The organism is Lysinibacillus sp. G1-3, assembly GCF_056322905.1.
Window position 1 is genome coordinate 83040 of record NZ_JBWHYQ010000016.1, and the last position, 13718, is coordinate 96757.

Genomic DNA, 13718 nt, shown 5'->3' on the forward strand with positions numbered 1-13718 from the left:
ATGATCGGGTTGAAAACGAAATAATGTAAAGATAGATATTTTCTATTTAAGTAATCGTCTTAAACGCATTAATATCGAATTTTCTACTGAGATTTGGAAAGTACCGAGTGGCAAAAGTAAAAGTAATGCATAAAATGGATTGTAATTATAAATGCAACACTTAAATCAAAATAAAAGAAAAAGTGTTTAGCTGTTATTAGACATTAGAAAGAGAAAATGATAATCGCTGTCTTTAACCGATCAATATTCATTAAGGCAACGTGGAAATATTAAAAACGAAAAAGGGTTAGTGTGAGTTTTTCTTGAAGAAACGGATTTTGAACATGTCTCTCAAGAATAACGCATAAAGTCTGAACATTTGATCAAAAAGCTGTCTTGGCTGGAAAAATGCGTAGGAGTTTTTTACGGATCAGGCTGTTGCACGTTATTTGTCAATACATTATTTGGGAGTGAACTAATGAAAACTCCATGGATTAATTTTAGAAAAATGAAAGAAATAAGTTCCAAACAAAAAGTTTTCATCAATTGTAATTATCAAATTAAACCGAAGAAAAAGATAGATCATACACCTCAACTAGATACTACATGTGACATTTCATATTCTTTAAATGCCGATTTTATAAATAATGACCTTGCTATAGAAAAAGATGAAACCAGCCTTGCAACGCATCTAAATCCCGATAGTGAGCTACTCATCCCTCCTGAAATTGATGTTGAAAATGAAATGAACGATCCCCTTAATAAAGAAGAAGCTGATGATACCAGTTCTGTAGAAGAGGATCTAGCAGCGTATTTAGATTCTAATGGCGAGCTACACATACCTTCTGAAGCTGATCTAGAGCATGAAATGATTGATCTCCTTAATAAAGAAGAGGCGTATGAAACCAGTCCTATGGAAGAAGAGGATCTAGCAGCGTATTTAGATCCTAATGGCGAGCTACACATACCTTCTGAAGCTGATCTAGAGCATGAAATGATTGATCTCCTTAATAAAGAAGAGGCGTATGGAACCAGTCCTGTGGAAGAAGAGGATCTAGCAGCGCATTTAGATTCTAATGGCGAGCTACACATCCCTTCTGAAGTTGATGTAGAGAATGAAATGAATGATCTCCATAATAAAGAAGAGGCGGATGAAACCAGTCCTATGGAAGAAGAGGATCTAGCAGCGCATTTAGATTCTAATGGCGAGCTACACATCCCTTCTGAAGTTGATGTAGAGAATGAAATGAATGATCTCCTTAATAAAGAAGAGGCGGATGAAACCAGTCCTATGGAAGAAGAGGATCTAGCAGCGCATTTAGATCCTAATAGCGAGCTACACATCACATCTAAAGTTGATGTAGAGATTGATGCAGAAGAGATGAAGAAAAACAATTCTACAGGTGATATTAGTGTATCTACTAGTTCAGCGCAAGGACAAATAAATTCTATAACCAAAAAAAGTCTAATTTCTACTCATATAGAAATTGATGATTTTCTTCATGCTCCTATTTGTGGTGAGGTTGTTAAAAATACATTTGATTTTCTTGATTTAAACAATCAACTTACCCCTCAACTTGAAACCAAACTATTTAATACTTCAACGGATTATCCTGAACAGCCCGATTGTCGTCTAGTTCACTCAAAAATTAATGAAATAATATTTTTAATGAAAAATGATACTTATGAAAAAAATAAACAGACGAGTAATCCGTCTAAATCAGTTGTAGTTCCTTTACATAACACACAATCAATTAAAAAGGGAGAAACAAATAATCACTCTTACGCTTCCGATGATGTTATGCATATTAGAGTTCCAGTTGTCGTAGGGGAATATAAAATTGAAATATGTCTTGAAGAATTTATTCAATTTGACAAAGGAATTGTGGGGATAAAAGATATCTCGAATGAGGTAGTACTTACCAATTGTAGATTCGTACCTAGTCAGTTTTCCCGATCATTGAATAATGGGACATGTACAGCGTTAAAGGGAAAATTATTTATTGAAGGCTTTATAAATCAAAATATTGAATATACTACATTTCAGACTACAAATGCAGTATCTGCACAAGATGAATCATTAATTCATTCAAACCAATTGTGCCAAAATATAGTATTAGAATTAATCATTCATATGCTACAAGTACAGAAAATTCGAATCCGTTATGACAGTCAGTAATAAAAACTTATCTCTCAGCTCAAAAATCCCTTTTTTAATATCAGAAAAAAACTAGTATATACGTCCATGCATAGAGTTAAGAGCTACATATTCTAGCAATATAGAGAGCGCTCTCTAATGACAAAAAATGAAAAGAGGGAATTTTTTGAGTGATCAAATAGAAAATCAAATGCTACCTTGTCCTGTAGCATCAACTGAACAAATACCTTTAAATAGTGAGGCTACTCCACTAATCGCTACACCAGTTACAGCTCCAACTATTAAAGTTCCAGTTGTACTTGCAGAGCCAACACTTCAAATAGTTGTGGAGTCAGATATTACGCTTACTCCTGCAGCAACTGAAATCAAAAGAGTGAAAAAAAATGTATTCCTAAATCAAGTTAAATTAGTGCCGGTTAGATTTGCACGTATTGATAACACTGACTTTTTCAGAGTAACAAGAGCTAAATTATTTGTAGCAGGACATATTCGTAAAAATATAGAATATGCTTCATCAGCATGTAATGGCGCACTTCGTGATAGAATTGCAGACGTTCCGTTTTCTGGTTTTACTGAACTAATTTTTCCACAAACACCTGGTGGCACTACTCCAATCATAGGAATTTCTGAGTTTGCCGAAGCGAACTTCCTGAATGAAAGAACTCAAATGGATGCTCGATTGGATAAGGCATTCTTCCAAAATCTCGTGAAGTACAATGAACAACCATTTGGCGAGTTAGTTGCTGCAAACTTCTTTGAACTTGATTTTTCACCAGTTATGGCAGCACCAGAAGGTACTTTCAGCACATTACGCGAAAAAATTGTTCTGGATCTTACAGTAAAAGTACTGCAAGTTCAACAAGTTCGCCTTGGAACGGGTAGTACTGTAGTAACTCCTGTTCTTTTAGGACTTACTCCTCCTGTTAGCCCATAATTTAGTTTTTAGAGGTGCAGAACAACAGTACAAATTAAAGGGCTGTTCAATGAGAAAATGTAATTGAAAAAACTGCCCAAGACTATTTAAAGGCACTGATAAAAATTTACTATTTTAGTTGGCAGTTGAAAATTAGAGTGAATCTAAATTTTTAACTGCCTTTTTGCAATTTATTTTGAGATTGGGCTTTTTTTCTTTTATATTATTTGTATTTTTAGTAGAGTAACTCTTATTAGTAATTACTTTTCATTTATATATTTTTTGAAGCCTAGCCAAAAAGCTAGGCTCATTATATTTATTTGTGCTATTATAAGACACGTTGATAATTTAATTTATTGTAGTGTACTCTTGAAAGGATGATATATATTATGAGTAACGAGCGATCAAAAATCGTGAGTTTCCATACTCTAGGTTGTAAAGTAAATCATTATGAAACAGAAGCAATTTGGCAGTTGTTTAAAGAAGAAGGCTATGATCGTACGGAGTTTGATCGTCAAGCAGACGTCTATGTCATTAATACATGTACAGTAACAAATACAGGGGATAAAAAATCACGTCAAGTTATTCGTCGAGCTATTCGTCAAAACCCAGACGCTGTCATTTGTGTTACAGGCTGTTACGCTCAAACATCTCCAGCTGAAATTATGGCAATTCCTGGTGTTGACATTGTTGTAGGAACACAGGATCGTACAAAATTACTTGGCTACATAGATCAATATCTTACTGAACGCCAACCAATTAATGCTGTGCGTAACATTATGAAAAATCGTGTGTATGAGGAATTAGATGTGCCTGCATTTACAGACCGTACACGCGCATCTTTAAAAATACAAGAAGGCTGTAATAACTTCTGTACGTTTTGTATTATTCCGTGGGCACGTGGGTTAATGCGCTCTCGAGATCCTCAAGAAGTATTGAGCCAAGCCCAACAACTAGTGGACGCAGGGTATCTTGAAATTGTACTAACTGGTATTCATACAGGTGGCTATGGACAAGACTTAAAAGATTACAATTTAGCCCAGCTTCTACGTGATTTAGAGGCAAATGTAAAAGGCTTAAAACGTCTTCGTATTTCTTCGATTGAGGCAAGTCAATTAACAGATGAAGTGATTGAAGTTTTACGTGAATCAAAAATCGTTGTTAACCACCTACACATTCCAATCCAATCTGGCTCAGATACAGTTTTAAAACGTATGCGTCGTAAGTATACAATGGAGTTCTTCGGTGAACGTTTAACTAAACTACATGAAGCTTTACCAGACTTGGCTGTCACTTCTGACGTAATCGTAGGTTTCCCAGGTGAAACTGAGGAAGAGTTCATGGAAACATATAACTTTATTCGTGACCATAAGTTTTCTGAATTACACGTATTCCCATTCTCTCCACGTACAGGTACACCAGCTGCGCGCATGGAGGACCAAATTGACGAAAACATTAAAAACGAACGTGTTCACCGATTAATCGCTTTAAATGATCAATTAGCGAAGGAATATTCTTCTCGCTTTGAAGATCAAGTGCTAGAGGTAATTCCTGAAGAATTCGTGCATGATGAAAGCGGTGAGGCAGGGCTTTTAACAGGTTATACTGATAATTACTTAAAAGTAGTATTTGAAGGTCCTGAAAGCTTAATCGGTCAGCTTGTAAAAGTGAAAATTACACAAGCTGGATATCCTCATTCTAAAGGACAATTTGTTCGTGTATTAGAAACTATAAAATAACAAAAGAGTACCTATGAATAGAAACACCGTTCAAACTTTGAACGGTGTTTTGCTATATTTTAACTTCTTTCTGTCTAAATACCCGCGGAAGCGAAGGGGATACCTGGGGAAGCGTGGGAATACCCGCGGAAGTGTGAAATACCCGCGGAAGGAGAGTGAATACCCGCGGAAGCGTGGGAATACCCGCGGAAGGAGAGCGAATACCCGCGGAAGGAGAGCGAATACCCGCGGAAGGAGAGTGAATACATACCCGCGGAAGGAGAGTGAATACCCGCGGAAGTGTGGGAATATCCGCGGAAGTGTGGGAATACCCGCGGAAGTGTGGAATACCCGCGGAAGCGAAGTGAATACCCGCGGAAGGAGAGCGAATACCCGCGGAAGCGTGGGAATACCCGCGGAAGTGTGGGAATACCTGCGGAAGCGGAGCGAATACCCGCGGAGTCGAATGTGCAAGCACAAACACGATTCCGGATGTAATTATGCCTAGGGATGATGGAGTTGTTTCTAAAATAATTTGAATTCATCTAATTTCATTCAAAATTAGACGGAAACGTTAAAAAATGTTATGATTCCAGAGAGGTACGTACAACTTGTTGATAGAAGGAGAGTCTAATAAAATGGAACAAAATTTCGCACGTATGATTGATCACACATTATTAAAGGCTGAAGCTACAAAAGAGCAAATCGAAAAATTGTGTGCAGAGGCAAAACAATTTAACTTTGCTTCTGTTTGTGTAAATCCAACTTGGGTGAAATACAGCAGCGAGCTTTTACAAGGCTCAGATGTTTTAGTTTGTACAGTAATTGGCTTCCCTTTAGGTGCTAACACACCAGCTGTTAAAGCATTCGAAGCGAAAGATGCGATTGCTAACGGTGCAAAAGAGGTAGACATGGTTATCAATATCGGTGCATTAAAGGATAAAAACTATGACGTTGTGCAAGCAGATATAGCTGCAGTTGTTGAAGCGGCAAAAGGTAGCGCACTTGTAAAAGTAATTATTGAATCTTGCCTACTAACAGATGAAGAAAAAGTAAAAGCATGTGAGCTAGCTGTGGCAGCAGGTACTGACTATGTGAAAACATCAACAGGTTTTTCTACTGGTGGTGCAACTGCAGAAGATATTGCCTTAATGCGTAAAACAGTAGGCCCAGATTTAGGTGTAAAAGCTTCTGGCGGTGTACGAAGCTTAGAAGATATGCAAAAGATGGTTGAGGCTGGAGCTACTCGTATTGGAGCAAGTTCTGGTGTTGCTATTATGAACGGATTAATTGCAGATTCTAATTATTAATAGTAAGGACTACGGGGCTGTTCGTTATGGACTAGCCCCGTTTTCATTGAAAATTTGATTGAGAGTCTAATAATGGAAAATATTCATTTCCTGAAATGATATTCCTGTACATAAAAAATGAGCAAATTGATAAATTCCATTAGCATTTATGGATGATTATTATAAAAATTTAACCTATTGAACGATTGTTGTTGTTTTATTCACAATACACCTCTTTTTAACTCATGGTAGATGATGTATTATGAAAAGTACTTGTAAAAATGTACAGAGAGGAATATCATCATTTTTATGTGTTATCATTAAGAATCTTATGAATATAAAAATCTTGATGATTGGGTCATTTTACAAGAACTTTGTATAGATATGAACCGAATTTTTACATAGCTTAGTAACATCGATAATATAGGGAATTTAAGATTGAATGCGTAGATCATTAGCAGGTCAATCAAAAACTATTATTTAATCTTAATTGCCTCTCCGTTTTTAATAATCCTTCGAGTGTTTTAAATGAAAAAATGGGGGAATATATGATGTTTAATGAAATAGGTAACGATTTGTATTAAAAAAGGAGAAACTATTCGTGGAATTCATAAGCAGTTTTATAAGTCAATATGGATACCTAGCTATATTTTTAATCTTATCTTTAGGAATAATTGGCTTACCCATTCCCGATGAGATCTTAATGACGTTTGTGGGATTTTTGTGTCATGAGGGACATTTAAACTTTCTATTGAGTATTATCTTAAGCTTTTTAGGTGCATCCACTGGTATGGTATTTAGCTATGCAATTGGAAATAAATTAGGAACACCATTAATAATAAAATATGGAAAGTGGTTTGGACTAAATAATAGACGGTTTACTAAAGTTGAACGTTGGTTTCATCGTTTTGGACCGTGGACAATAATTATAGGATATTTTGTTCCGGGGATTAGACACGTTACAAGTTACATGTCTGGAATCACACAGATGAAGTTTAGTACTTTTCTGGCTTTTGCTTGTTTTGGTGCGATGGTATGGGTAATTATTTTTATTTCTATAGGATATTTTCTTGGAGTAACATTTTAAAAATAAATAGGTGTAATTTTTATCTGTGCGTCTGATGGGCAAAGGACCCTACCAAACTAAACATAAAATATAGCTCGCATTTTTTAAATGCGAGTTTTATTATGTGTTCATACTTATACATGATATGCGAATTATTTGCTACGATTAAATAGATCTATGTCTGAATATAAATTAAATCTACTTCATATACTCCACTGATGTAATTGATACAGAAGGGAGGATACAATGTTTACTCAATATAAGTATTGGAAGCCTTTTGTTAGTCCGTTCGATCCATGTCCACCTATAAGAGTTAAAAGTTTTTCAACACCGCCTCAATTATATATGGGTTTTCAACCGCCTGGGCTACCGCAATACCCAACCCCTAGAGAAGCTCTCAGATCAGGCACGTTATGGCCTCAATTATTTAGCCCCTATCCAAATCCCCAGCAAGGAGGGATAAAGAATGAGTAAGGAGATGCCACCCGAATTTTATACGCTACTTGAAGAAATCCAAGCCATTGATTTTGTAATAGTGGAATTAAATCTTTATTTAGATACTCATCCTCACGATTTTGATGCTATTCAGCAATTTAACGAAAACACTGAAATCAGTATGCGACTTAAGGTTGAATTTGAACAGAAATTTGGTCCGCTTATGAATTTTGGGAGAAGTTATTCAAATTATCCGTTTAATTGGATAGATACACCTTGGCCATGGCAAGTTTAACTGTTTATTGAAAGTGTAACGTCGGCTACCAAATGTATTAGTGGTTTTTTGTGCACGACCAAAGCCGATTCTAAATGCAATTATGCTCCAGGCATAATTGATTATGAGTAACTAGGAGGAACTATTTTTGTGGTATTATGAAAAAAAGCTCCAGTATCCTGTAAGGGTTAGTACATGCAACCCTATGCTGGCTAAGTATTTAATTGAGCAGTATGGTGGTGCAGACGGGGAATTAGCAGCAGCCCTTAGATATATGAATCAGCGCTATACGATTCCAGATAAAGTAGTTGGACTGTTAACCGATATAGCGACAGAGGAGTTTTCTCACTTAGAAATGATTGCCACGATGATTTATAAACTAACAAAGGATGCTACTCCAGAGATGCTAAAAGAGGCAGGTCTCGGAGAGCACTATGTTAATCATGACAGGGCATTATTTTATCAGAATGCAGCTGGATCACCGTTTACGGCAACTTATATTCAAGCTAAAGGGGATCCGATTGCTGATTTGTATGAGGATATTGCAGCTGAAGAAAAGGCAAGGGCGACATATCAGTGGATTATTGATTTATCAGATGACACTGATTTAAATGATAGCTTGAAATTTTTACGTGAACGAGAAGTTGTTCATTCTCAACGTTTCAGAGAAGCTGTAGAGATTTTAAAAGACGATAGGGATAACAAGAAAATCTTCTGATAAATACCGAAGGCTGTTTCAAAGGAGAAATCTTCTTCGGACACAACCTTCGTTATTTTGTATTTTATCTATTCAACACTTGAAAATATAGTAAGATCCTTTCTATGGCCAATCATAACTAATAGATCGCTTTCTTCAATAATCTGATCAGGAGAGGGTAAGATGGTAATATTACCATCCCGAACTATGGCAATAACACTGACATTATATTTCGAACGAATGTCTAAATCCCGTAAACTTTGTCCGGCCATTTTAGAAGGAATCATAATTTCCTCTATACTGTATTCCTTTGATAATTCAATATAATTCAGCATGTTTGGTGAAAGAAGCTGATTAGCTACTCGCTCACCCATATCTCTTTCAGGGTAAATAACCCAATCAGCTCCAACCTTTTCTAAAACCTGTCCATGTCTTTTGCCGAGAGCCTTTGCAATTATTTTTTTTATGCCTATTTCCTTTAATAATGAGACCGTTAAAATACTTGATTGCATATCAATACCTATAGCGACAATGACACAATCGAAATTTCTGATTCCAATGGAGTTAAGTGCTTTTTCTTCTGTCGTATCAGCAACTACTGCGTGTGTAACATAAAGTTCAGCATCTTCGACTCTTTCCTCATTAATATCGATTCCTAAAACTTCATTCCCGGCTTCATATAATTTGCGGGCTACGCTTACACCAAACCTACCTAGACCTATAACAGCATATTGTTTGATCGTCATTGTGTGCATCGCTCCTTTATTATGGTTAGCCAATCATAATTTTTCCTTTTGGATGACGGAAAGCCTCCGTTTTTCGACGATTTGTAATGGCGAAAGCAATTGTTAAGGGGCCTAATCTTCCTACAAACATTGTTAATATAATCAGAAGACGGCCGCCGGTTGATAGCTCGGGAGTTAGCCCCATTGTAAGTCCAGCTGTTCCGAATGCAGAAGTAGCCTCAAATAAATACATCATAAAACTATGACGTTGTTCAATAAGACTTAAGACGATGGTAACGATTACGACTATCATCATCCCACACATTGTAACTGTTAAAGCTTTCAAAATCGTTTCATTAACAATTCTACGCCTAAAAAGCACTACATCTTCTTTCCCTTTCATTTGACACCACATCGTAGCAACTAAAACTGCGAAAGTCGTTATTTTGATACCTCCAGCAGTTGATCCAGAACCTCCTCCGATGAACATTAACCAAATGATTAAAAATAGTGTTGAATGTGTTAAATCACCAATAGGGAGGGTATTAGAGCCAGCAGTTCTAGGTGTCACAGCTTGGTATAATGAACCAAGAATTTTGCCCCATTCAGATAGTGGGCCAATGGTTTTACTATTGTTGTATTCAAATAAGAAAATTAATAGCGTCGATCCTACTGTTAATATAAACGTAGTAGTTAAAACAATTTTTGTATGCACTGAAAGTCGCTTCGTTCTGCGGTATTCATATAGTTCGTTAATAACAATAAATCCTAAGCCCCCAATCGTAATAAGTGCACAAATAGTGAATACGACGAAAGGATCATCTACATACTCTGTTAAGCTCTTAAAGTCACCCATTATATCAAAACCAGCATTATTAAAATTCGAGATGGCATGGAAATATCCGAAGTAAAAGGCTTTACCTACAGGCATATCGAACGAAAAACGTATAGATAAAATGAAGCCACCTATCATTTCAATTAATGCAGTAAATAACAGGATCCTTTTAACTAATTTAACTAGGCCAGCTATTGTAACGTTATTAAATGCCTCTTTTAACAAAAGTCGTTCTTTTAAAGAAATTTTTTTTCCTAATAGTAAAAATAATAACGTCGCAAATGTCATAAAGCCCAGTCCGCCAATTTGGATAAGAAAAAGAATAACTAATTCTCCAAATATCGAAAATGTATCGCCGGTATCTACAACAATCAGTCCTGTTACACAAGTAGCGGAGGTAGCGGTAAATAGAGCATCTAAAAATGAAAGACCATTAGCGTCGACCGTTGCAATGGGGAGCGTTAAGAAAAATGTTCCGATTAAAATGATGATGGCGAAGCCCAAAACAAGTGCTTTTGGAGGATTTAATTTATTGATAAATGTTTTCATTTTATTCTCCTCATTGAACCTATAATTAATAAAATTTGTATGTTTATTGTTGTCCAAAAGTGAGCTGAAAATTCTTAAGGGAATAAAACCAAAAATTCACCAGATTAATTCGTACACTTTCTATTGACCATTTTTAGACAATACGTTATAATTCTTTAGTACACAGCAAATGGTTATTAGCCTATTTGTGTATTGACGTGTGTTCGGAGGGAGGGAAAGAGAGATGTCAAAAACTGTCGTTCGCAAAAACGAATCGCTTGAAGATGCTCTTCGCCGCTTCAAACGTACTGTATCAAAAAGTGGTACAATTCAAGAAGTTAGAAAGCGCGAGTTCTACGAAAAACCTAGCGTAAAACGTAAAAAGAAATCAGAAGCTGCACGTAAACGTAAGTGGTAATTTAATTTCCCATTAAAAATCCCTACGTTCATAACACGCAATTGTATGATTCACTGAGCAGACAAAAATATACCTGAAATTAATCTCATGTCGATTAATTTCAGGTATTTTACATTAGCTCAATTTTACGTACATATTGGAGAAGCCGAATGTGATCTTTGTGATTCATTCGGCTTTTATGTTACATACTTATAGTAGAAGCCTTATCCGGGGCCACATAAGTTAATAATTCACTGTATAATAAAATTATTAGGATTTATGAAACTTTTTGCAAAGTCAGTCGTATATACAGGAGAGAAGCATGTTAGAAGGGAGGGAAAAAGATGCGAAGACGAAGAATCCTCAGTTATTTACTAGTTATTTGGATGACATTTTTGTTAGCGTTTCCACTAACGTCTGCTTTTGCAAGTAGCAAGGTCTACCACATACCAATTCATAATGAAGTAGAAAGAGGACTTCACGCATTTTTAGAACGAGCTTTTAAAGAGGCGGAAGAAAACAATGCAGAAGCGATTATTTTAGACATTCATACACCTGGTGGTTTTGTGAATGCAGCCGGTGATATTGCAATGCTTATGGATGCAACGGATATACGTAAAATTGCGTACATTAACAAAGATGCTCATTCTGCAGGTGCCTTTTTAGCCTTACATGCGGATGAAATCTACATGGTGCCAAATGGAACGATCGGGGCGGCTGCAGTTATTGATTCAGCAGGAAATGCAGCAGATTTAAAGGCTCATAGTGCATGGGTTGCTCAAATGGAGGCAGCTGCAGAATCAAAAAAACGCGATCCAAAATATGCACGAGCAATGGCTGATGTATCTGTTGATTTACCAGAATTTCGAGCAGGAAAAGGGAATTTATTAACGTTATCAGCTTCAGAGGCAGAAAAAGTTGGTTATTCTGATGGAACGGTTTCGAATTTCCAGGATCTTTTAAATGCAACGCAAATAGATGAGCGTGACATCGTTCCGATTGAACCTACTTTTGCTGAAAAGCTTGCTCGTTTTATTACAAATCCGATTATCGTTCCGATTTTATTGTCGATTGCAAGCTTGGGGCTTGTAGTTGAGCTATATTCGCCAGGTTTTGGTGTTCCGGGTATAATGGGATTGTCAGCGTTAGGATTATTTTTCTTCGGTCATATGGTGGCGGGCTTGGCAGGTTATGAGACATTACTTTTATTTATTGTAGGTTTAGCGCTTGTTATAGCGGAGTTTTTTGTCCCCGGTGGTATTGTTGGTATTTTAGGTGGTGCGCTAATATTACTAAGTCTAATACTGGCAGGTGCAAACATGATGCAAATGATTATAGCGATTTTCATTGCATTTGTTGTAGCGATAATAGGAATGGTGATCTTGATGAAATTTTTCGGTAAAAAATTACATGTTTTAAACAAGCTTGTCTTGATGGATGCGACAACGACGGAAGAGGGCTATGTATCTAACGTGAATCGCACAGAACTGCTTGGAAAAGTGGGTAAAGCGATTACACCCCTTCGTCCGGCGGGTACAATGTTATTTGGTAGTGAACGCATTGACGTAGTATCGGAAGGTGGCTACGTAGATGCTGGAAATCATGTAGAAATTATTAAAGTAGAGGGCTCACGAATTGTTGTGAGACGAACAGAAAAAGAGATGGAGGAATAGCAAATGGGTTTTGATTTAGCTTTATTAGGTCCAATTGCAGGGCTAGTCTTATTATTCATTGTAGTCGCGGTATTCTTTACCTTTGTACCAGTGGCGCTATGGATTTCTGCACTTGCTGCAGGTGTCCGTGTTAGTATTTTCACATTAATCGGTATGCGTTTACGTCGTGTAATCCCATCACGAATCGTGAACCCATTAATAAAAGCACATAAAGCAGGATTACCTGTTACGATCAATCAACTTGAAAGTCACTATTTAGCAGGTGGTAATGTTGACCGTGTAGTAAATGCGTTAATCGCGGCTCATCGTGCAAATATTGAGTTATCATTTGAACGTTGTGCAGCTATTGATTTAGCGGGACGTGACGTATTAGAAGCGGTACAAATGTCTGTTAACCCGAAAGTCATTGAAACACCATTTATTTCAGGTGTTGCGATGAACGGGATTGAAGTAAAAGCGAAGGCACGTATTACTGTACGAGCAAACATTGAACGTTTAGTCGGTGGTGCTGGTGAAGAAACGGTTATTGCTCGTGTAGGTGAGGGGATCGTTTCGACAATTGGTTCGGCTGTGCATCATACAGAAGTTTTAGAAAACCCTGATATGATTTCTCAAACGGTTTTATCAAAAGGTCTAGATTCAGGTACAGCATTTGAAATCTTATCGATCGATATTGCTGATGTTGACATCGGCAAAAACATCGGTGCTGAATTACAAATTGAACAAGCACAGGCTGATAAAAACATTGCCCAAGCGAAGGCTGAAGAACGTCGTGCGATGGCTGTAGCGAACGAGCAAGAAATGATTGCACGCGTACAAGAGATGAAAGCGAAAGTAGTAGAAGCTGAAGCTGAAGTACCACAGGCTATGGCAGAGGCTCTACGTTCGGGTAATCTTGGTATTATGGATTACATGAACTACCGTAACATTCAAGCAGATACAGCGATGCGAGACTCCATTTCTAAAGTAGGCTCAGATAAATCAGAAACTAATGAATCTAACCAATAAAAAAACTGAAAGGAGCGGTACTA

Annotated in this window: 14 protein-coding genes; 12 read left to right on the forward strand and 2 right to left on the reverse strand. The window is 36.9% G+C overall.

What is annotated here, in order from left to right; translation table 11 throughout:
* Positions 1-457 precede the first annotated feature (457 nt).
* From ACVYAD_RS17545 to ACVYAD_RS17585, 9 genes are all read left to right on the forward strand, one after another.
* On the forward strand, positions 458-2158 hold the full coding sequence (locus tag ACVYAD_RS17545; RefSeq protein ID WP_476427322.1) for a BC_2427 family protein: 1701 nt from the start codon (positions 458-460) through the stop codon (positions 2156-2158).
* 145 nt (positions 2159-2303) lie between these two features.
* A complete protein-coding gene (locus ACVYAD_RS17550) occupies positions 2304-3071 on the forward strand; it encodes a CsxC family protein (protein WP_349660463.1) in 768 nt (255 codons plus the stop codon).
* 368 nt (positions 3072-3439) lie between these two features.
* Entirely contained in the window at positions 3440-4789 is a 1350-nt protein-coding gene (gene mtaB, locus ACVYAD_RS17555; RefSeq protein WP_386827565.1) for a tRNA (N(6)-L-threonylcarbamoyladenosine(37)-C(2))-methylthiotransferase MtaB, read from the forward strand.
* Positions 4790-4802: 13 nt separating this feature from the next.
* Positions 4803-5276: a hypothetical protein gene (locus ACVYAD_RS17560; protein ID WP_476427323.1), complete on the forward strand. Its 474-nt coding sequence runs from the start codon at positions 4803-4805 to the stop codon at positions 5274-5276.
* Positions 5277-5406: 130 nt separating this feature from the next.
* The gene (gene deoC / locus ACVYAD_RS17565; protein WP_476427324.1) at positions 5407-6078 is read left to right on the forward strand and encodes a deoxyribose-phosphate aldolase; all 672 of its coding nucleotides are present in this window, start codon (positions 5407-5409) and stop codon (positions 6076-6078) included.
* Positions 6079-6658: 580 nt separating this feature from the next.
* Positions 6659-7144: a DedA family protein gene (locus tag ACVYAD_RS17570; protein WP_349660400.1), complete on the forward strand. Its 486-nt coding sequence runs from the start codon at positions 6659-6661 to the stop codon at positions 7142-7144.
* 225 nt (positions 7145-7369) lie between these two features.
* The gene (locus ACVYAD_RS17575; RefSeq protein WP_349660399.1) at positions 7370-7597 is read left to right on the forward strand and encodes a spore coat associated protein CotJA; all 228 of its coding nucleotides are present in this window, start codon (positions 7370-7372) and stop codon (positions 7595-7597) included.
* Positions 7590-7853 (forward strand): spore coat protein CotJB, encoded by a 264-nt coding sequence (locus tag ACVYAD_RS17580; RefSeq protein WP_079563481.1) that lies wholly within the window; start codon positions 7590-7592, stop codon positions 7851-7853. Before ACVYAD_RS17575 ends, ACVYAD_RS17580 begins: the two co-directional genes overlap by 8 nt.
* 127 nt (positions 7854-7980) lie before the next feature.
* Positions 7981-8550: a manganese catalase family protein gene (locus ACVYAD_RS17585; RefSeq protein WP_476427325.1), complete on the forward strand. Its 570-nt coding sequence runs from the start codon at positions 7981-7983 to the stop codon at positions 8548-8550.
* A gap of 68 nt (positions 8551-8618) precedes the next feature.
* Here the strand turns inward: ACVYAD_RS17585 and ACVYAD_RS17590 are convergent, their stop codons facing one another.
* Both ACVYAD_RS17590 and ACVYAD_RS17595 read right to left on the reverse strand, forming a co-directional pair.
* Positions 8619-9275, reverse strand: a complete 657-nt coding sequence (locus ACVYAD_RS17590) for a potassium channel family protein (RefSeq protein WP_349660398.1) — start codon at positions 9273-9275, stop codon at positions 8619-8621.
* A 25-nt stretch (positions 9276-9300) separates the two neighbouring features.
* Complete coding sequence (locus ACVYAD_RS17595) at positions 9301-10638, reverse strand: TrkH family potassium uptake protein (RefSeq protein WP_476427326.1); 1338 nt, start codon at positions 10636-10638, stop codon at positions 9301-9303.
* 223 nt (positions 10639-10861) lie between these two features.
* On the opposite strand from ACVYAD_RS17595, the gene rpsU reads away from it, so the two are divergent.
* The 3 genes from rpsU (at position 10862) to floA (ending at position 13695) form a co-directional block, all read left to right on the forward strand.
* Positions 10862-11035 carry a 30S ribosomal protein S21 gene (gene rpsU, locus ACVYAD_RS17600; RefSeq protein ID WP_004227078.1) on the forward strand — a complete coding sequence of 58 codons (174 nt, stop codon included), beginning with the start codon at positions 10862-10864 and terminating at the stop codon, positions 11033-11035.
* A 323-nt stretch (positions 11036-11358) separates the two neighbouring features.
* The gene (locus ACVYAD_RS17605) at positions 11359-12687 is read left to right on the forward strand and encodes an NfeD family protein (protein ID WP_476427327.1); all 1329 of its coding nucleotides are present in this window, start codon (positions 11359-11361) and stop codon (positions 12685-12687) included.
* A gap of 3 nt (positions 12688-12690) precedes the next feature.
* Complete coding sequence (floA, locus tag ACVYAD_RS17610; protein ID WP_349660395.1) at positions 12691-13695, forward strand: flotillin-like protein FloA; 1005 nt, start codon at positions 12691-12693, stop codon at positions 13693-13695.
* Positions 13696-13718 lie beyond the last annotated feature (23 nt).